At 45.3% G+C, this 20,343-nt stretch carries 19 protein-coding genes and 1 pseudogene; all 20 read left to right on the forward strand.

The genetic code is table 11. The features are described from left to right. Positions 1 to 846: 846 nt before the first annotated feature. The 20 genes and pseudogenes from P3339_RS17950 to nuoF all read left to right on the forward strand — a co-directional run bounded on the left by P3339_RS17950 (position 847) and on the right by nuoF (position 20,296). Positions 847 to 1,197 carry a hypothetical protein gene (locus tag P3339_RS17950; RefSeq protein ID WP_020412228.1) on the forward strand — a complete coding sequence of 117 codons (351 nt, stop codon included), beginning with the start codon at positions 847 to 849 and terminating at the stop codon, positions 1,195 to 1,197. 94 nt (positions 1,198 to 1,291) lie between these two features. Further along, entirely contained in the window at positions 1,292 to 1,540 is a 249-nt protein-coding gene (locus P3339_RS17955; protein ID WP_026304956.1) for a DUF7336 domain-containing protein, read from the forward strand. Between the two features lie 126 nt (positions 1,541 to 1,666). Continuing rightward, entirely contained in the window at positions 1,667 to 2,080 is a 414-nt protein-coding gene (locus P3339_RS17960) for an SRPBCC family protein (RefSeq protein WP_020412226.1), read from the forward strand. A gap of 77 nt (positions 2,081 to 2,157) precedes the next feature. Then, positions 2,158 to 2,457 carry a hypothetical protein gene (locus P3339_RS17965; protein WP_282951428.1) on the forward strand — a complete coding sequence of 100 codons (300 nt, stop codon included), beginning with the start codon at positions 2,158 to 2,160 and terminating at the stop codon, positions 2,455 to 2,457. Between the two features lie 240 nt (positions 2,458 to 2,697). Next, positions 2,698 to 2,940: pseudogene (locus tag P3339_RS17970) on the forward strand (DUF7674 family protein); the annotation flags it as partial. An 81-nt stretch (positions 2,941 to 3,021) separates the two neighbouring features. Continuing rightward, positions 3,022 to 3,435, forward strand: coding sequence for a hypothetical protein (locus tag P3339_RS17975; protein ID WP_282951429.1), 414 nt, complete (start codon positions 3,022 to 3,024; stop codon positions 3,433 to 3,435). 31 nt (positions 3,436 to 3,466) lie between these two features. Further along, a complete protein-coding gene (locus P3339_RS17980; protein ID WP_020412221.1) occupies positions 3,467 to 4,075 on the forward strand; it encodes a hypothetical protein in 609 nt (202 codons plus the stop codon). Between the two features lie 653 nt (positions 4,076 to 4,728). Beyond that, a complete protein-coding gene (locus P3339_RS17985; protein WP_282951430.1) occupies positions 4,729 to 5,373 on the forward strand; it encodes a hypothetical protein in 645 nt (214 codons plus the stop codon). Positions 5,374 to 6,496: 1,123 nt separating this feature from the next. Next, positions 6,497 to 6,919: a hypothetical protein gene (locus P3339_RS17990; RefSeq protein WP_282951431.1), complete on the forward strand. Its 423-nt coding sequence runs from the start codon at positions 6,497 to 6,499 to the stop codon at positions 6,917 to 6,919. Between the two features lie 1,172 nt (positions 6,920 to 8,091). Continuing rightward, a complete protein-coding gene (locus tag P3339_RS17995; protein ID WP_282951432.1) occupies positions 8,092 to 8,574 on the forward strand; it encodes a YcxB family protein in 483 nt (160 codons plus the stop codon). Between the two features lie 815 nt (positions 8,575 to 9,389). Continuing rightward, complete coding sequence (locus tag P3339_RS18000; protein ID WP_282951433.1) at positions 9,390 to 9,986, forward strand: hypothetical protein; 597 nt, start codon at positions 9,390 to 9,392, stop codon at positions 9,984 to 9,986. A gap of 719 nt (positions 9,987 to 10,705) precedes the next feature. Further along, entirely contained in the window at positions 10,706 to 11,536 is an 831-nt protein-coding gene (locus P3339_RS18005; RefSeq protein WP_282951434.1) for a CPBP family intramembrane glutamic endopeptidase, read from the forward strand. Between the two features lie 505 nt (positions 11,537 to 12,041). Then, positions 12,042 to 12,767: an SMI1/KNR4 family protein gene (locus P3339_RS18010; protein WP_282951435.1), complete on the forward strand. Its 726-nt coding sequence runs from the start codon at positions 12,042 to 12,044 to the stop codon at positions 12,765 to 12,767. Positions 12,768 to 13,563: 796 nt separating this feature from the next. Then, positions 13,564 to 14,184 carry a class I SAM-dependent methyltransferase gene (locus tag P3339_RS18015; protein WP_282951436.1) on the forward strand — a complete coding sequence of 207 codons (621 nt, stop codon included), beginning with the start codon at positions 13,564 to 13,566 and terminating at the stop codon, positions 14,182 to 14,184. A gap of 579 nt (positions 14,185 to 14,763) precedes the next feature. Continuing rightward, entirely contained in the window at positions 14,764 to 14,949 is a 186-nt protein-coding gene (locus P3339_RS18020) for a hypothetical protein (protein ID WP_282951437.1), read from the forward strand. 454 nt (positions 14,950 to 15,403) lie between these two features. Further along, complete coding sequence (ndhC, locus tag P3339_RS18025) at positions 15,404 to 15,817, forward strand: NADH-quinone oxidoreductase subunit A (protein ID WP_020412205.1); 414 nt, start codon at positions 15,404 to 15,406, stop codon at positions 15,815 to 15,817. Positions 15,818 to 15,836: 19 nt separating this feature from the next. Further along, complete coding sequence (locus P3339_RS18030) at positions 15,837 to 16,484, forward strand: NuoB/complex I 20 kDa subunit family protein (RefSeq protein WP_282951438.1); 648 nt, start codon at positions 15,837 to 15,839, stop codon at positions 16,482 to 16,484. Between the two features lie 47 nt (positions 16,485 to 16,531). Further along, positions 16,532 to 18,337 carry an NADH-quinone oxidoreductase subunit C/D gene (gene nuoC / locus P3339_RS18035; protein WP_282951439.1) on the forward strand — a complete coding sequence of 602 codons (1,806 nt, stop codon included), beginning with the start codon at positions 16,532 to 16,534 and terminating at the stop codon, positions 18,335 to 18,337. A gap of 140 nt (positions 18,338 to 18,477) precedes the next feature. Continuing rightward, a complete protein-coding gene (gene nuoE, locus P3339_RS18040; protein WP_282951440.1) occupies positions 18,478 to 19,044 on the forward strand; it encodes an NADH-quinone oxidoreductase subunit NuoE in 567 nt (188 codons plus the stop codon). Then, on the forward strand, positions 19,022 to 20,296 hold the full coding sequence (nuoF, locus tag P3339_RS18045; protein ID WP_020412201.1) for an NADH-quinone oxidoreductase subunit NuoF: 1,275 nt from the start codon (positions 19,022 to 19,024) through the stop codon (positions 20,294 to 20,296). The genes nuoE and nuoF overlap by 23 nt, the downstream gene beginning before the upstream one ends. Positions 20,297 to 20,343: the final 47 nt, after the last annotated feature.

The raw sequence follows: 20,343 nt of genomic DNA on the forward strand, positions 1-20,343 counted from the left end.
CAAGGTGGGGCGCGAGAACGGTAGGCATAGAGGTAAAAAAGGCAGACGCAACGCTTCCAGAGCCAAGGTACATGCCCCAACCTGCTGAATGAACTCCACTTTATTGAAGACGAGCGGGTTTCTAGCGTATGATCCATATAGCCATTTTGATAGGTCGATTATCAATTTGGTTAGCTGGCCCTAGGTGTTAGCGCACCTTGGGTCAGCGCCTTTTACTTACTCTTACGTCACGCTACCGTTCTCCTTTGAGGGAATGGTTTTTAGGAAATTATTGATTCTCTCGAATCTCTTTGGTCATCAGCCTTTTGTAGGCTGTTCAATGACGACCCAAATACCGATAAATATCCACCGATTTTACGCAGCTTTGACACTAAAACAAACTGAATAAAATCCAATAAGATTATTTTTGTGCCTATATTTTGTGTATTAACAAACTGAGAATCTCAGTTGCACATAAAAATAACCGTTAAGATTGGTTCTCTTCCCCGAAACTCACTTTGTAATCCAGAAACAACAGCTCATCCCTAGCGGCTTCACCTTGCTGCTTTTATATGCACCTTGTTGCTTTCTTCCTCTGTCAATCTCTAAGATCAAGTGCAGCCGCACATATCCACAGAAAAAAGCATATTAACTTATTGATTTTGAATGGGTTACGTCTGTGATAAAAAGCAGCAAAATATCAGGATATAATGCAGCCGCAATATATCCACTAGCGTAATTTTCCACCATTATCAGCTAACATACTGATTTATTTGTTTTTTCTGGCTAGAAGAATTTTCTCCTCTTGGGATATATTGACTGGTGATATAATGCGGCTGCTTTTGAATACACTGTTAGGTGACTCGTATGTACGTTGAAGAGATCAAGTCACTTCTAAATTACTTTGAAGATAGTGTTCCTGATCGGGAGTCGAATAGACTGCTTTGGAAGTTTTGCGATGAAAAGCACCGATGGGTAAAAGCTCACGGACTTCATTCCACAATTAGAGACCGGACAGTTAAGGCCGAGAAGCAAAACGATAGAGTCAGACTTAGCCAATATCTCTTTGAAGAGGCTGTTGCAAAGATGCTCTGGAATTTGACAAGACCCAGTGCACCGTTCGATCCCGACTCGCCTTATTGGGTAATAAAAAATGCGCTGATTCTTGCCAAAGAGCTTGATAAGTCAACGGCTGATGTAGTTAAAATCGTCACCTAACAAGTGGGTGATGTTCGTTCCAGCCACTACGTGGCCTCCACCGGACGGCCCACGCTTCGCGCGGTCCGCCGCATACCCAAGCGTTAAGCACAATATGAAATCTGCATTTTTACTACAGCACTTACACGTCATCGCAGAAGATAATGAATGTGTAAAAGTCATTGGTCTCTACGCAAGTAAAGAGGATGCTCTAGGCGCCATTGAAAGGTTAGCTTCTCAACCAGGGTTCTCTGGTTGCCCAAAGCTAATTGATCCTCTTGAGATCGATGAGGAAAGTGGGTTTTATATTGATGAATATGAGATAGGCAAAGATCATTGGTCCGAGGGGTACGTTACAGTGTAATGCTTAACAAAGCCAAGCACGGACGCCAGCAAAGCTGGCTGGACCTACATTCCGCAGCTTCACTGCTCCATTTCGGCCCGTGTTGGCGGCGTTAGTTGCCCGCAAAGATTAAAGTTAGGAAAAAGAATGAAGATCACGATTGAGACAGAAGTAAATGCACCACTTCCTGTTGTTTGGGATGCTTGGGTTAACCCTGAAGACATTGTCCAATGGAATTTCGCACTAGATGAATGGTGCTGCCCTAAGGCAGATATAAATCTGAACGTAGGTGGAAAATTTAACTATCGAATGGAAGCAAAAGATGGGTCTATAGGTTTCGATTTCGAAGGTTCCTTTACCAAAGTTTCACCTAGGGAAAGGATACATTTTACGCTTAATGATGATCGAGTTGTAATTGTTGAATTTACTGAAACGGCGAACGGAGTAAGAGTTGTTGAATCTTTCGAGGCTGAGGATGAAAACGCAGCAGAGCAACAAAAGCAAGGCTGGCAAAGCATCCTTAATAATTTTAAACGCCATGTTGAAAGTAAAAGCAACTAACAAGGCCATTAACTAAGCGCCTTCGGCGCCGGACCCTCGTCCCTCGCGCCGGTTATGGCGGCGTTATGTTTCGAATCATGGTTAAAGAAGAACTTAAGATCGCATTGCTTGAAGCCGCTAGTTACTTTCGGTCTCGTGGTATCCCCGAATGGGAACTTGAAGCCCTAGGGGCGGTAAATAAAATAGAGAGAAATGACTTTAGCTTTTTAGAAGATCTTTGGATTAAATATGCACCAACTTGTGATATTGACGATTTGCTGGTCACAGAATATGCAACCGAAGATGAAGATAAGGTAAATAAGCTAAACACCCAGTTAGCAGAGATCGCAAATAAAGTGTTTGCGTTACTAGAAAGAGTAAAGTGTGAAAAAACATAACAAACAGCAGCGCGATCGCCCTCAAACTACGTGGGCTGGACGGCCTACGCTTCACTTCGGCCGCCCGTGTGCAGGGCGTTAGAACTCCAGACCGAGAAGCGAGATGGATTTAGATACCTTTTATAGACAAATTAAGGAAGCCTATCCTGAAATATCAGCACATGCTGACAAGTTATATGATGACTATTGGAACAGGTTGGTCAAACGGAATTCTCTTCATATTCTTAGTTTGAATCACTAGCGAATGCCATGAATAGTGAAATGAAAAATAAAGTGGCAGCTGATAATTATCAGGCACTCCTTGAAACCATTAGTTCAGAGTACGAGCACGGTGAAAGTGGAATAATGAAAGCAATTGACGTCGCGTTCTTAGAGAATCTGTTTTGGCAAGTAAATAGCGATAATGCTCGGCCGTACTGGGAAGTAATGCCTAAGAATCTAAAGGGGCTCTATGTCGGGTTTCACGGGCAAGCACCGCTCTAACAATCACAGGCACGTTGCTACGTGCCCTCCGGGCCTCCGCAAGACGGCCTACGCTGTGGGCGTTAGGATCATAAACCTGAAATGAAAATTTTATTGACCCTTATACTTGCTTTCTTCGCTCAAGATGCACTTACATGTCAGGAGCTAAATTGGACCCCAGAACAGTGGGCTGAAAATGCCAAAGAAGTTCATATTGGCAGAGTGTCTAGCATATCTATCCCTGAGTTGGAACATCGAGTGTTAAGTAAAGAACAAGAAGATTATTTAGTTCGTGGAGCGGAAAGAGTAATCCGAATAAAGGTATATGAGACCCTGAAGGGCAGCCAAGAAAATCTTGTTCAAGTGAAATTAGGTTGGTGTCGTGGCGGTAAAGCGGATCTTGGAGAAATGGTAGTTCTTTATAGTCTCGGTAAGAAGTGGCACGCAAAGCAAGCGACTAGTGCGATTGACAAAACTAGAGCAGCCCTAACAAATAAAGCCACGCCGGTGCTTTAAGCATTATGCAAAAAAAGGAAAGGAGATCTAAATGAGAAAAGATGAAATAATTTTGTTACTTATGCCGTTGCATTTTATTCTTACCAGTAATGTAAATGCATCAACTAATGCAGGAATTGAGTTAATATCCGAGTTAACAGCAGCAGCAAACGCTATATGTCAGTCACCCTCGGAGTTAGGACATTACTCAAAAGTGCACTTGTCAGCAGATGCCAATGCAAAACTAAAGGGTGTTTTCAAGAAGTTAGGTGATCTTAGTGGCGATATAAATAGCAACGTAACCAAAGAGAGCTGGTTGGGTGTTAGACAAAAGGATCTTGCTAGTGCAATGAAAGACGCCAACACTTGTAAGGTCCAGGTATTAAGCATGCTTACTAAAGATATAAATGTAAGTATTTCCTTGCATCAGCCTGTGTCAAATTCTGTTCCTCACTTAAATCATGAAAACGGCAGTAACAGTTGGTTATGGTTAGAGCCTAACTTGAATTCATCTGTTTTATGTAAAGCTGAATCCGGTTCTAAAGTTGATCTACTGAACGAATATACTGAAGGTTTAATCACATGGGTAAAGGTTCGAGTCAAATCTGGTAGTTGTAGTGGTACAGTGGGCTGGACAGGTAAAGACAACTATAGAGTATAGGCATAACAAAAGGTTGCAGTACGTTCCGACCTACGGCCTCGCTCAAGCTTTGCTTGAATAGGCCTCTGAACATAGCGTTAAGCCTTTGGAGGAATATGGATATACTCTTAACAACTGGGTCAATGCTGATAGAGTTCGGTCTTCTAACACTTTTGGCTTATCTCATAGTAACGAAACCGACTAAACGTAGTTTGGTCGCTCCTGTCCTAGGGGCAGTTACCCCTATGGTTCTATTCCTAATTATTGGTGTTATCGATCATTACATTTTCCCCTCAGAAGAGCCTTCGATGTTCTTGGCTTCTTTTGCAATGGGGTTATTTTTATATTGTATTCTGGCAGGCATAGGCTTTCTCTTAGGACTTTTTCTACCAAAAGCTGTAGGTCTTCGTTGGCGGTATATAATTGCGTTTTTTCTAGGGCCAACCATTGGTTGGGGGCTAATCACGGCATGGTAGCGCTAGCGCTAAGGCTTAACAAATCAATTAACTACGCGCCTTCGGGGCCGGACAGCTTACGGACTTTCACGCCATTAGTTGCCCCCCGTCTGGGCGTACCAAGTACAAGCAGGTTGCTTCGGGCCTTTGCCCCTTCGCAGGACGACCTACGCTACGCTCCAGCCGTGCCTGTTTTAGTGGTTATAACCAAGGATAGATATGGAAAATAATAAGATATTTCTAACAATCAACAGAGTTAACTCAATACTCTTTCTACTATTATTGATTACTTCATTAATTGGGGCTTTTTTTATCTTTCAAGAGATAACGAAAAACACAAGGAGAAATGCGGTAGAAATCGCAACTCCTGACAAAGAAACTAAAGAAATAATCGAGCTTTCAGATGTAGAAACAATTCGAGACAAAGGAATCCAGTATATACGTGTCTATTCAAAGCGTGACGGTGTTTTAAAGTCTGGTGGATATAGCCGAACCCTTCGAAACCTGCTTTTCTTAAGTCAAATCGGAGAGGAACCTACATGGTTACTTCCGGACAATAACTCTCAAATTATTAATCATCGCATTCTTAAAACATATGATGATCAAACAAATGAATCGACATCCGACTACATATATGTGGAGATTAGCCCTAAATCCGAAGGGGTAAGCGCTTGTGTCAGCGCCACCGATGGAACAACCCTTGAGTGCCTTGATACTGGATTAAACAAAATCATCCAGTACGAGTATTTCTCAGATAAACAGACGTTGGGCTTGCTTGTTCAAGTGTCAGATGAACTTCGCTACAAAGTTTTTGACCTTGTCTCGAAGAAGCTAGAGTCTGACAAATTTGTGATAAAGCTATAAATCTGGTAGCCGGTAGTTTCTAGCTACCGGCCCCCACACCACCCATCCAGGAATCCGCAATGAGCAGCTCCCTATCCGTAATGAATCTATACCCAACGATAGTGTCGAAAAGCTCTTCATTTGAGTTGAGTGTCATGGCAGTACACTACCTCAACTTTAACCGACTGGAAACATATCGGTAGGCTAACCTAGCCTTATAACTCATGGAGTTTGGGTTCAGGACTTCACCATGTCCAAGGTATTAATCTTGGCATTTGGTTACTATGCCGCCGGCTGACTTCTGTTGAATCACCTCAGCCATTACTGACCGAAGCGCTGCTGTGTTCCACCACTTTTTTCTATCCCGCGATGGCGGCTAGTGGGTTGGGCAACGGCCACGCCAACAACTTCACAGCACCAAGCTAAACAGATCTGCCCAGATAAGAGCGTGATCTTTCACTACACAACTGCATCATTGACTCTACCCGCTAGATCACCCGTCTTCGGTGTCCTTGGCCAACTCGCCTCTAGACCAAGCCATATAAGATACTCCTGTCCGCCAGCTCGTAGTTTTGCTAGCGACTTCCTCCCCACAAGACCCCACGGTATTGCAGTTGCCATTTACTGGTAGTTAGCATTTAATAGAACCCATTAAATGGTGATACTCCTACAAGGGACTTTTACCCCATTTACCCCATTAGTCCACGCCCGTACTGGGTGTACCAGTCAATGAATTACGTGCCTTCGGCGCCCGACAGCTTACAACCCGCTTCGCTATATTACAGCTGCGGGTTATTGAGGAGTCATGTAAAAACACATTAAATAAACCAATTTCCTCATGGTGGTAATAATAATATTTTTCAACACTCTTATGCATTACACTAAGTACTCGAATTAAATAGAGGAGAATTCAACGGTTAAAGACAAAAAGCAAGTATGGGATATAAGACACTGAACTATCAATCCGGCGAGTTTGAAATCCGCCAAGATAAAGACCTAAAAGTAAATAGCGTTTGCGTTTTACTACATATTCCAAACTGGTGGCACCCATTGAAGTAAAGAAATATAGCGGTTAACACTCTTATACCTTGTATCTATGGTTGGCTATCATAATTTTCTATTTATTGTTAAAGGTGTAATACTTATGAGCGTAAGATTTCACTCGGATCAATTGTTCTACCACGGCACTAACGATCGTTTTTTTGCGGAAGGTCGTATCGAACCAGCGGGACAATTCTACCTCTCTACCACTGGGTTTGAATCGCCTATTACCGCGAACACAAGATACATAATTAAATTCAAGCTTGTTAGAAATGTTAATGCTGTTGAGAGCCGGAATATCAAACGTGGCGACGTTGATGAAACTCAGCTTATACGCGATGGAGGACTGTGGTGTTCGGTACCTGATGCTGGTGAGCCTCAAGTCTTGATCCATTGGGAAACCGCCGGACACAATTTTGAGTACGTCTCCTGGTCGTTCTGTTGGTGGTCTGACCGTTTTCGGTGGGTGGCTTGTTGTGATCGACCAGCTCAATACGGACTGCCCAGTAACGATTATATGGTTTGAAGTCTGTAAGGGAAGTTCACAAAACAACATGGACAGTCATTCACAAACAAGAACGGTGACTGTCCTATTTATTTGGAAGTTTTAAAAAATACAAATATATTCACGTTATTTTAGGAGTTTGGATTTTCGCCCCTCTGATTTGGTTTTTCATCGAGTATTATTTCGTATGGGTTAAAGGGACAGGTGTGGATCGCGAATAATTGGCTGCTGGTAGAGAACTGGCAAAACCTTTTTGGGCTGCAGTTTTAGCAACTCTTTTGGTTTTGATGTCAAAATAATGCATAAATCGGGTAGCCGATAGTTTCTAGCTATCGGCCCCCACACCACTCATCGTGCGGGCCCGCAATGGGCGCTTCCCTATCCGTAATAAACCTCTACCCAACGATAGTGTCTAGCAGCTCTTCGTTTGAGTTGAGTGTCATGGCAGTGCGTTACCTCAACTTTATCCGACTGCAAACATATCGGTAGGCTAGCCCTGTCTTTTAACTCATGGATTTAGGTTCAGGCCTTCACGGTATCCAAGGTATTAATCTTGGCATTAGGCTACTATGCCATCGGCTGACTTCTGTTTAATCATCTCGGCCATTACTGACCGAGGCGCCGCTGTGTCCCACCACTTTTGTCTATCCTCGCGATAGTCGCTAGCGGGCTGGGCCTACTTATGAGTCAGCGGCCGTGTTGACAGCTTCACAACAGCAAGTTAAACCGATCTCCCTAGATAAGAACGTGAACCTTCACTACACGACTGCATCATTGACTCTACCCATTAGATCACCCAGCTTCGGTATCCTTGGCCACCTCGCATCCAGGCTAAGCCTTATAGGATGTTTCTGTTCGCCAGCTCGTAGTCTTGCTGCTTCCCCCATAAGACCTCACCGTATTGCAGTTGCCATTCTCTGGTAGTTAGCATTTAATGGCGCTCATTAAACGGTGATCTTCCTACACGGGACTTTCACCCCATTAGTCCACGCCCATGCTGGGTGTGCCAAATTTAGGCAAGCGGACAAATTACTACGCCTTCGATTCCGTAATTTGCCGTTGCTAAAGGCGTTATCTGGGGCTAAGTCAAGGTCTAATTGAGAGATGTGGCGTAATTGACATCAGCTTAAAGAATCATCCTGACACTCACTGTAGTGCTACGACAAATTTACCAAACGCAATAAGTTGTTTTTATGCAGCCTTTTAATACTCAATTTACCTTATCTAGAGATTACCTTGCCGAATGCTATGATCAGTCTCTACCCTATGGGAAAAATGTCAAGCCCAATTATCTTCTTCCTACATTATTATTATCTTCTGGTGCGGGATTACTGTTATTTACTGAGCAACCTAAGATCGCAGGTTGCACGTTAATTGCATTAGGCGTGCTGGAACTGATTCACATTCGATTTCGACGAGCTTGGTGGTTAGCACGGCAGATGCTTGGGAAAAGTGCCGGTAGTGAAGTTAAATTAACCATAGATAAGGATGGAATCCAGACACAGAATCCTTATACGATAACAGCTTTGTTGTGGGCAGATATCGAGCGTATTATTGAAACTGATTTAGGGCTTATTTTGGTAGCTAAATCTGGGGGGCAGCAGTACTTATCTAAATCGTTATTACCTGCTGAATTAATTAATGAGATAGTTACCAAGATTAAGGGTAAACATTGATTTCAATAAAAATTAAAATCGTGCCTACAATGCAGCTAATACAATATATAAATCGGGTAGCCGGTAGTTTCTAGCTACCGGCTACCACACCACCCATCGTACGGGTCCGCAATGAACGATTCCCCATCCGTAATGAATTGCCACCCAACGATAGTGTCAAGCAGCTCTTCATTTGAGCTGAGTGTCATGTCAGCGCGCTACGTCAATTTTATATCCGACTGACATCATATCGGTAGGCTAGCCCTGCCTTTTAACTCGTTGAGTTTGGATTCAGGCCTTCACCCTGTCCAAGGTATTAATCTTGATATTAGGCTACAATGCCATCGGCTGACTTCTGTTGAATCACCTCAGCCATTACTGACCGAGCCGCAGCTGGATCTCATCACTTTCATCTATCCCCGCGATGGTCGCTAGCGGGCTGGGCCTGTTTATGAGTCAACGGCCACACTGACATCCTCACAGCGGCAAGTTAAACAATAAGAACGTGAACTTTCACTACAAAACTGCATCATTGACTCTACCCGTTAGATCACCCGACTTCGGTTTCCTTGGCCACCTCGCATCCAGGCTAAACCTTGTATGATGTTTCTGTCCGTCAGCTCGCAGTTTTGCTAGCGGCTTCCTCCCCACAAGACCTCACGGTGTTGCAGTTGCCATTCGCTGGTAGTTAGCATTTAATGGCGCCCATTAAACGGTGATCTTCCTACTGTGAACTTTCACCCCATTGGTCCACGCCCATGCTGGGCGCACCAAAAAAGGCAAGGCGACGCATAAATACGCGCTTGCTTTAAGCGTTATGTGAATCTTAGATAAATATGAAAAAAGCACTTTTTTTTGTTTTGATAGTTGGTGGAATTTGGAAATTTTACAACCACTCACCTGAGGTGTCGTTTGGGCCTGGTGTAATGGCACCTGAGCTACCGCAGCAGGAGAAAATTGACTCGATTTTTGGTTTCAGTTTTGGAAAATACAATATTACGGAAATTGCAGAATTTAGAATTAAAGCAAAAGTACTATCAAAGAAAAACTATCACACTGGTCGAGAAGCAGAGCTTTCACCTACTGATTTAGTATTAGGTTGGGGGAATATGTCTGATGAGAGTATCCTAGAAAAAATTAAGATATCACAATCACGTCGATTTTATTGGTGGCGGGTAGACTCATTTCCAATACCTAGAAGAGAAATTGAAACCCATAGTGCTAATATGCACCTCATTCCTGGTAACGATGCTATAGAAGGCCTCATTGATGAAATTCGTAAGGGGGATATTATAGAAATATCAGGGAGTTTGGTAAACGTAAAATCTACCACCGATAATTGGTATTGGAAAAGTTCACAAACTCGTGAAGATACTGGAAAAGGAGCTTGTGAATTAATTTATGTTAAGAAGATTAACATAAATACTATTTAGTTTTGCATGTTTCATCACTTAAATCAGGTAGCCGTCAGTTTCTAGCTACCGGCCCCACACAACCCCTCTTGCGGGCCCGCAATGGGCGGCTCCCTGTCCGTAATGAATCTCTACACAACGATAGTGTCGAACATCTCTTCGTTTGAGTTGAGTGTCATGGCAGTGCACTACCTCAACTATATCCGGCTGGACATATACCGGTAGGCTAACCCTGTTTTTTAACTCATGGATTTAGGCTCAGGCCTTCACCATGTCCAAGATATTAATCCTGGCACTTGTCTACTATGCCATCGGCTAACTTCTGTTTAATCACCTTGATCATTACTGACCGAGGCGCTGCTATATTCCACCACTTGATTTCTACCCACGCGATGGTCGCTAGCGGATTGAGCCTATTTACGAGTCAGAGGCCACGCTGACAACTTCACAGCAGAAGACTAAGCCTTATAGGATTTTCCTGTTCGTCGGCTCGTAGTTTTACTTGCGGCTTTCTCTCCACAAGACCTCGCGGTATTGCAGTTGCCATTCGCTAGTAGTTAGCATTTAATGGACCCATTAAACTGTAATCTTCCTACAAGGGACTTTCAGCCCATTAATTCACGCCCATGCTGGGCCTACCAAGTTACGACACAATCGCCCGCAAAAAGCGCAGGCTGGACTCGCTACACTACGTTTCGCTCGCCTGCGTGCAAAGCGTTAGCCGTTGAATACACGGAGGTATGATGAGGGACAGAAACCAAGCATTAGTCTTCATCGTCTCAGTGCTTGTAATTAGCTGGAGCTTTGAGGCGTTCATCATCGCCAGCGGGGGTGTCAGGAGCTTCGGCCCTCTCTGGATAGTCGCCCTGATGTGCATCCCTGGCGCTCTTTCCATAGTGCTGAGACTCATTCTGAAATCTGGATATGAAGATGTCAGCTTTCGGATCGGAAAGGGACGCTACTACGTCTATGCCGTCGCAATTCCATTCCTATTAGTATTGCTAACGAGTCTGGTATCTGCAGCCCTCGATGTCCGGCAATTCTCGCTGATGTCATTGGAACAACTGATCCAACTCAGCCCTGTTCTTCTATCCGTCCTAGTGCTCGGCCTGATTGGCGCATTTGGGGAAGAGCTCGGTTGGCGAGGATTCCTGTTGCCAAAGTTGGTAGGTGGTGGTGTTAAGAACCCCTATCTCGTCAGCGGACTTGTATGGGCGTCCTGGCATCTTCCACTCATTGCTTACGGAGGTTTCTACCAGACAGATTATACGTTGCTCATGGCGTTGATCTATAGCCTCGGTGTTATCGCCATGAGTTTTGTATTCAGCGAGCTCAGAATGCGCTCCGGATCAGTCTGGGTTGCCGCCATCGCCCACGCTGCTCACAACTTCTTCTTCCAGTTCGCGGCTCCTGTACTGCTTTTAACGGAACCGGGTTCGCGCTCAAAGCTGTGGGATATGGTGGCCAGCGACACTGGCTTGTGTATCGCAGTGTTCTACGCTATCGCGTACCTCGTTTTTCGCCATACCGTTCGACGAAGCAGGGCTTTCGAGGGGCGTTATGGCTCTTAGTATCAAAAAAATAATTATCGTGGTAGCTATGTTTTTGTTGTCGGGCTGTTATCTCATTAACAAACATTACAGACAGCATCAATGATTACAGTTCAAAACGAATCAGGTGAGCCGCTACAGGATGCGACTGTTACGCTTGTCTCAAATGCATATCCTTACGGGTTCGTAAAAAACAAGAATGAGTATAGATACTAACTATAGAGGAGAGGCAGCATTTCCCAAAATCAAGGAATGGAGAGTTGAAGCACGAATGATTCATGGTGCAGAGGTATATTTCTGGAATTGGTGTGTATATAAAGAGGGGTATTTCACATATCTTACCAAGAATGGTAGTTCGAAAGATTTTAATAGAAACGCCACTATTACAATGTTGCCAGGTGCGTCTGAGCCTTGCCCAAGGGAGTTTAACTAGTTCATAACAAAGACAGCCAGAGCGGCAGCCAAACCGCTACGTGCTCTGTCTACCCCTGCTAGCCCTGTTAGGACACTTTAAAGAAATCTAAATATGTTTAAAAATATAGATGTTATACCTCAATTTCCTTCGTTAACTCCAGATGATATTTTGGACGTTAGTAATCGTCTTAAAGAAAGATTTGGATACAAAAAATTTCCAAGGGAATATGGCGATTTTCTACAAGAAACAAACGGCTGTTTGTTTTCGCCTAATGATGAAGACTTGGATATTGGAATCCAGATTAAAACTGATTTGCCATTCATACAAAAGGCAAATGTGGCTGGCATTTTTGGCGTTTGGTATGACCGCTTTGACGGTAATGAACCTTCAAATTTAAACTGGCCAGAACTGTTTGCCTCTAATGAAAACTCTAAAGAAAACTTTGATGTTCTTCCTGACAATATGATGTCTTTTGCATACGAGGAAGAATCATTTGGTAGTCTCTTTGCAATATCCACTGACCAAAGAGATTTTGGTCAGGTCTATTACTATTATGACAACTATATGTATTCGATAGTTGGACGTAAATTTATGCTAGAGAAGTATGGCTACTGTTACTACGACCAGAAACTATTAAATACTCTAGAAAAATATGGCTTTGATCGAGGCCAAGTAAAGAAAACAAATGAATTGGCTCAATTTGAACCAATTCAAGTCATAAACAATTTAGAAAGTTTGCCTGAAGATTGCAAGTTCAAACTGTTGAGAAATGAATTTGTTCCAGTGGCAAATTCCTTTAATGACTTTATGGCCAAACTAACAGAGGATGATTTGTGAAAGCCCTAAATCGGGTAGTCGGTAGTTTCTAGCTACCGATCCCCACACCACCTATTGTGCGAGCCAGCAATGGACAGTTCCCTATCCGTAAAGAATCTCCATCCAACGATAGTGTCGAGCAGGTCTTCATATGAGTTGAGTATCATGGCAGTGCGCTGCCTCAACTTTATCCGGCTGGAAACCTATCGGTAAGCTAGTCCTGTCTTTAAACTCGTGGGGTTTAGGTTCAGGCCTTCACCATGTCCAAGGTATAAATCTTGGCTTTAGGCTACTATGCCGTTGACTAACTTCTGTTTAATTACCGTGGTCATTACTGACCGAGGCGTTGTAATGTCCCACCACCTTTATCTATCCCTATAATTATAGCTAGCGGGCTGAGTCTACTTATAAGTCAGCGGCCACGCTGACAACTTCACCGCAGCAAACTAAACAGATCTCCCCAAATAAGAGCATGACATTCCACTACATAACTGCATCATTGACTCTACCCGTTAGATCACCCGGCTTCGGTGTCCTTGGCCACCGCACCTCCTGGCTAGGTCTTATAGGATGTTTCTGTTCGTCAGCTCATAGTCTTGCTAGCAGCCTCCTCCCTATAAGAGCGCGCGGTGTTGCAGTTGCCATTCGCTAGTAGTTAGCATTAAATGTTGATCTTTCTACAGGGGACTTTCGCCCCATTAGTTTACGCCCATGCTGGGCGTACCAAGTAAAGACAGCATCGCCCCTTCGGGCCTGGATCTCACTACGCTCGGCCGCTGTTGGTGACGTTAGATTTTCTACTCATCGGAGATAGGGAATGTCAACGAGAGAGATCTCCAACTATTATGACTCGACAGAACATAGTGATACTCGAGAAGATTTAATTTTTGCTCTTAGCGAAGTAAAAGGAAGAAAGATTGCTGTTGATTGTGGCTGTGGAGCAGGATCAGATATAGCTTATTTACGCAGTAATGATTTCACAGTTCATGCCTTTGATATCGAGAATGAATCTATATCTAGATGTCGTAAACGATTCAAAGATGATGAGCAGGTTATTCTATCCAGGGATAGTTTTAATACTTTCAATTATCCTGAGTCCTCTCTGGTAGTTGCTGATGCCAGTCTTTTCTTTTGTCCTGAAAAAGATTTTGAGTCAGTTTGGTTGAAAATAACTAACTCTTTGACAGAAAGCGGGATCTTTTGCGGTTCATTCCTAGGGCCAAAAGATACAATGGCTGGGCCTGAGTATGATAAGGAAGCATTTTGGAGCGATACTCTGGTTATGAATGAATCGAAGATAAGAAAACACCTCAGTAACTTTGAGTTATTAAAGTGGACTGAACATGACCTTTCAGGAGAAACTACAGATGGTGCACCGCATCATTGGCATATATTCTCCATCGTAGCGAGAAAAAAATCTAAATCGAGTAGCCGGTAGTTTCTGGCTACCGTCCCTCATACTACCCATCATACGTGTCCACCATGGGCAGTTTCCTACCCGTAATACATCTCTGCCCAACGATAGCCTTGAGCAGTTCTTCAATTGAGTTAAGTGTCATGGCAGTGCGCTACTTCAACTTTATCCGACTGGAAACATATCGGTAGGCTAGACCTGCCTTCTAACGCGTGGATTTTGGGTTCAAACCTTCACCGCATCCAAAATATTGATCCTGGCATTAGGCTACTATGCCATCGGCTGCCTTCTGGTTAATCGCCTTGATCATTACTGACCGAGGCGCTGCTATATCTCACCACTTATGTCTATCCCCGCGATGGTGGCTATCAGGTTAAGCCTAGTTATGAGTCAGCGGCCATACTGACAGCTTCATAGCGGCAAGTTAAGCAGATCCCCCAGATAAGAACGTAAACTTTCACTACACAACTGCATCATTGACTCTACCCGTTAGGCCACATGGCTTCGGTGTCCTGGGCCACCGCACCTCCTGGCTAAACCTTATAGGATGTTTCTGTTCGTCAGCTCGTAGTTTTACTAGCGGCTTCCTCTGTGGTGGGCGATATGGAACTGCTGGTGCCTATGGCCGGCCTGATTGATGTCAAAGCTGAAAGCACACACTTGCAAAAAGAGATCGAAAAATTATCCAAGGATCTCCCTCGCGTCGAAAGCAAGCTCAATAACCCGAAGTTTGTCGAAATGCACCGGTTGAAGTTGTCGCCAAGGAAAAAGATAAATTCACCCACATGAAAAGTGCCCAGGAGCGCCTACAGCAGCAGCTGATGGAAATGAGTATCCTTTGATCCAAAGGTGGGAGTTACATTAATCCCTACAATGCATTAAAAATCTGGCTAGCGGGCTCAGCCCTCTTTTTATTGCCCAATTTTCGTAAAATTCCACCTGACGCTTATTTTTACAGAATCACCTTTCATAAGAACGGGGTGCATAAGAATTAAAAGTTCCTTGGCCGTACTGGCGCTTGGTGGCGCAACGATTTATAAACAGTGAACGATCAGTTATATGTATGGGCCCATAATAGAAGCGCCCAAGATATAGCCATAAACAGAGAATAAGAACGTCTTATTCAATCAGCTTTCATTTTGCCTGAAAGCATCCCCATTCAATATTTTTGCGCTGTAAATTTCGTCGCAGTATCAGTGGTTAACCCGGGCTCAGGCCCAGAAGAAAATCGGGGAGAAATACGTTGAACTATCCAGAAGAGTTCAACCCGGAAGTATGGCCACTAATAGTTTACTGCCTGGCCGTGCTTGCATTAATCGTATTGATGCTGGGACTTTCCTATTTCCTTGGCCAGAAGCGCAGAGACCCCGCCACCGACGAGCCCTTTGAATCCGGCATTATTTCTCAAGGTAGTGCCCGATTACGTATTTCTGTTGCCTATTATCTGGTTGCCATTTTATTCATCGTATTCGACCTGGAAGCTATCTATCTGTTTAGCTGGTCTATTGCATTTTATGAAACAGGACTACTTGGATTTATCGAAGCCACCGTGTTTATTGTGATCTTGCTGGTGGGCCTGATATACCTCTGGCGACTAGGTGCGCTGGAATGGGGTGGCCATCAAAAGAGCCTGATTGATCGCGAAAATCATCAATAAACACTCATAGGAATATGCTATGCGTTGGCAGTTAAGCAAAGCCCAAGATGTAATTGCCGCCGATTCTTCTCAAGCGGAAAACGGTGCAATAGCCGAAGATCTAAAGAAAAATATCCTGCTTGCAAAACTGGAAGAGCTTGTCGCTTGGGGTCGTTCAAACTCACTGTGGCCATTTAATTTTGGACTCTCCTGTTGCTATGTGGAAATGGCTACCGCATTTACCAGCCGTCATGATATTTCTCGCTTCGGCGCAGAAGTTATTCGCGCTACACCCCGTCAAGCTGATCTTATTGTGATTTCCGGAACTGTATTCTTGAAAATGGCTCCGGTAGTGCAGCGCCTGTACGAACAGATGATTGAACCTCGGTGGGTTATCTCCATGGGTTCCTGCGCCAACTCCGGTGGAATGTACGATATTTATAGCGTTGTACAGGGTGTGGATAAATTCCTTCCGGTAGATGTGTATGTACCGGGCTGTCCACCCCGACCAGAAGCGCTGCTACAGGGACTTACTCTTTTACAAAAATCAGTTGCCGCAGAGAGACGCAGCTTTAGCTGGGTGGTGGATGAGCAGGGTACGAGGAAAATCCCCAAACAAAGCCAACGTGACCTGCACCGTGAGGAGCGCATGCGCGCAGATGTTTTGCGCTCACCAGATACTGTATAGCCACACTGTTGCCGCTGACAGACAACACAATAACAACGGAATGCCCGATGACAGGCGTCATAGCAAAAAGTGTCCACAGCGAGACTCCCTATAGCAAAGAAGCCCGGGCTTTCTTGCAAGACCTGAACCGTGAATATCAACGGCATAATTATTGGCTGCAACCTGACAGCAATGACATGCCCACGCTGTGGGTCGATACCGAATCCCTAATACCGCTATTAAGCTTTCTCAAACAGGATATTTCCCGCCCCTTTGCCATGCTGTACGACCTCAGCGCTATTGATGAGCGCTTGCGGGTTAATCGTGGGGAGGGTCCTGAAAAGCAACCAGCCAGTGATTTCACCCTTATTTACCAGCTGCTTTCTTTTAGCCGTAACTTGTTTATTCGTATTAAGATCGCACTTCCTGAATCTCATTTGTCTGCGCCATCGATTACCAGTATCTGGGAAAACGCTAATTGGTATGAACGGGAAGTATGGGACCTTTTCGGAATCCACTTTAACGGCCACCCGCACTTGCAGCGTATTATGATGCCGACAACCTGGAAAGGTCATCCATTACGGAAAGATCATCACGCTCGCGCTACAGAGGTGGACCCCTTCTCATTATCCGAGGAGAAGGAGCGCCGTGAGCAGGAAGCCCTGCTGTTCCGCCCGGAAGATTGGGGGATGGCTCGCCACAATGAGGATTCAGAGTTTATGTTCCTCAACCTGGGGCCAAACCATCCCAGTGTCCACGGCGTTTTCCGCGTAGCATTGCAACTAGACGGCGAACAAATCGTGGATGCCGTGCCGGATATTGGTTATCACCATCGCGGTGCGGAGAAAATGGCGGAGCGCCAGGCTTGGCACACTTATGTGCCATACACAGACCGCATCGATTACCTAGGTGGGGTTATGAATAACCTGCCCTACGTATTGGCCCTTGAGCAACTGGCTGGAATTCAGGTTCCCGAACGTGCCCAGGTCATTCGGGTAATGATGTGCGAATTTTTCCGCATCTCCAGCCATTTGGTATTTTTCGGCACATTCGCCCAGGACGTGGGACAGATGTCTCCCGTCTTTTATATGTTCATTGATCGTGAAAAATTATTTGGCATCGTAGAAGCAATCACTGGCGGGCGCATGCACCCGGCCTGGTTCCGCATTGGTGGTGTTGCCCAGGATTTACCTGAAGGCTGGGACAAGATGGTGCGGGAATTTCTCGACTATATGCCCGCACGTCTGCGCGACTACGATGGCATGGTTATCAAGAATAAATTGTTACAACGTCGCTCCAGGGGCATCGGCGTCTACAATACCGCAGAAGCCATGGAATGGGGTGTCACCGGGCCAGGCTTGCGCGCTACAGGTCTGGAGTGGGATCTGCGTAAAAAAAGACCCTACAGCGGCTACGATCAATTCGAATTTGATATTCCCACTTACGATGGCGGGGATTGTTTTGATCGCTGCCGGGTACGAGTGGATGAAATGTGGCAGAGCCTGAGAATAATTCGCCAGTGCCTGGAGAATATGCCCTCAGGACCCTATAAATCCGATCATCCCTTAACCACGCCCCCTCGCAAAGGGCGCACCATGCAGGATATCGAGACTCTTATCCAGCATTTTGTTAATAACAGCTGGGGGCCGGTAATGCCAGCCGGGGAAGTATGTTTCCCAATAGAAGCGACGAAAGGGCTAAATAGTTACCAAATTATCAGTGACGGCAGCACTACGTCATATCGCACCAGAATTCGCACCCCCTCATTTCCGCATCTACAGATGATTCCACTGATGTCTAGGGGACTGCTAATTGCCGACTTGATCGCAATTATTGCCAGTATTGATTTTGTTATGGCTGATGTAGATAGGTAAATAATAAATACGCGGCCTCAGGTCGCATCGCAGCGGAGGAGACCAGTGCGTAGGAAATTTCTATTCGCCAGTGCCACAGTGTTCATGTGCAACACAGGTGAATCACATATGCCTCCGCGATTTCGCCTGAGGATGCATATATGTCCAGCTTACTAGAACCGGAACCAATCGAAGTAATGGAGCATAGCAACAGGGATTCAGACAAATTTTCCGGGCCTCTCACAGCCGAGGAAAAAGAGGAAATTGATCGGGAGGCTTCTCACTACGAGAACAAATCCTCTGTGGGGCTGGAGGCCCTGAGAATTGTACAAAAGCATCGCCGCTGGATTTCTGACGATACTATCCAGGCTATCTCCAATTACTTGGATATCCCCGTTGCTGAGCTGGAAAGTGTAGCTACCTATTTTCAACTTATTTTCCGCCAGCCTGTGGGAAAGGAAGTTATCTATCTTTGTAAGAGCGCAAGTTGCTGGGTTATGGGCTGTGACCGTCTGCAAAAACACATTACTGAAACCCTGGCTATAGAACCGGGACAAACTTCCGCAGATGGTATCTTCACTTTATTGGAAACGCCTTGCCTGGGGGATTGCGACAAAGCACCGGTTCTGATGCTGGGTGAAGAAATGCACCGTAATCTCGATGAATCGGCCATCGACGATCTCATTGATAAAAAGAAAAAATACCATGCTGACAAATCCCCTGACTAAAAATGTCACCGACCAAAATGTCGCCGCGGATCTTGGACGCTACCTGGAAAATGGCGGCTATAGGGGTTGGCGTAAAGCTCACACCATGGCCCCGGATAAAATTATTGAGCAAGTAAAGGATGGTGGGCTTCGCGGCCGTGGAGGCGCGGGATTTAATACGGGCCTGAAATGGAGTTTCGTTCCCAGGGGTGAAGGATCTCCCGAACAAAAATTTATTGTCTGCAATGCAGATGAGATGGAACCTGGCACCTTCAAGGACCGCCTGCTTATGGAGCGCGATCCTCACCTGCTTTTGGAAGGTATGGCAATAGCCGCCTATGCCATAGGTGCTTCTATTGGTTACATCTTTATTCGCGGTGAATACCATTTAGCTGCCGAGCGCCTGGAAAACGCGATCGCAGAAGCCAGGGAGCAAGGTTTTCTTGGCAGTAATATTTTTGATAGCAAATTTAGCCTGGAAATCTTCGTACACCGCAGTGCGGGTAATTACATCTGTGGCGAAGAAACCGCATTGCTAAATGCGTTGGAAGGACGCCGTGCTATTCCTAGAGCAAAGCCGCCTTTCCCCCAGGTGAGCGGACTGTGGGGTAAACCCACAGTGGTCAATAATGTGGAGACCTTCTGCAATATCCCCCACCTGATTGAGCTTGGAGTTGACTGGTACCGAGGCCTAGGGCGCGGAGAGGACGCTGGCAGCAAGGTTTTCGGGGTCAGCGGTAAAGTAAACAACCCCGGCACATGGGAGCTTCCAATGGGCACTCCTATCCGGGAAATAATCGAGAAACATGCTGGTGGCATGCAGGATGGACTGGAGTTAAGGGGGTTCCTGCCCGGCGGTGGCTCCACGGACTTTCTGGGGCCTGAGCATCTGGACCTACCGATGGATTATGACGTCATCGGTAAAGCCGGAAGCCGTATGGGTACAGGCACAATCATTGTTCTGGACAATCAGACTTGTCCTGTGGGATTGGTACTGAACCTCTCCCAGTTCTTTGCCCGTGAATCTTGCGGCTGGTGTACCCCCTGTCGGGATGGCCTGCCCTGGGTTGTAAAAATACTGCAACGAATAGAGGACGGCGAAGGTTTACCGGAAGACTTAGATCTGCTGCGCGAGCAGTGCCAGCGTATTGGCCCCGGTAAGACATTTTGCGCCCTTGCTCCAGGGGCTGCCGAGCCACTGCAAAGTGCATTGAAACTATTCGAGCAGGATTTTATCGACCACATAGAAAACCATTGCTGCCCCTATGAATAAATTCAATTTATATCATCAGCAGAGGCCACTATCAGATCAGTAATTGA

Source organism: Microbulbifer sp. MLAF003 (assembly GCF_030012965.1).
Taxonomy (GTDB): Bacteria; Pseudomonadota; Gammaproteobacteria; order Pseudomonadales; family Cellvibrionaceae; genus Microbulbifer; species Microbulbifer variabilis.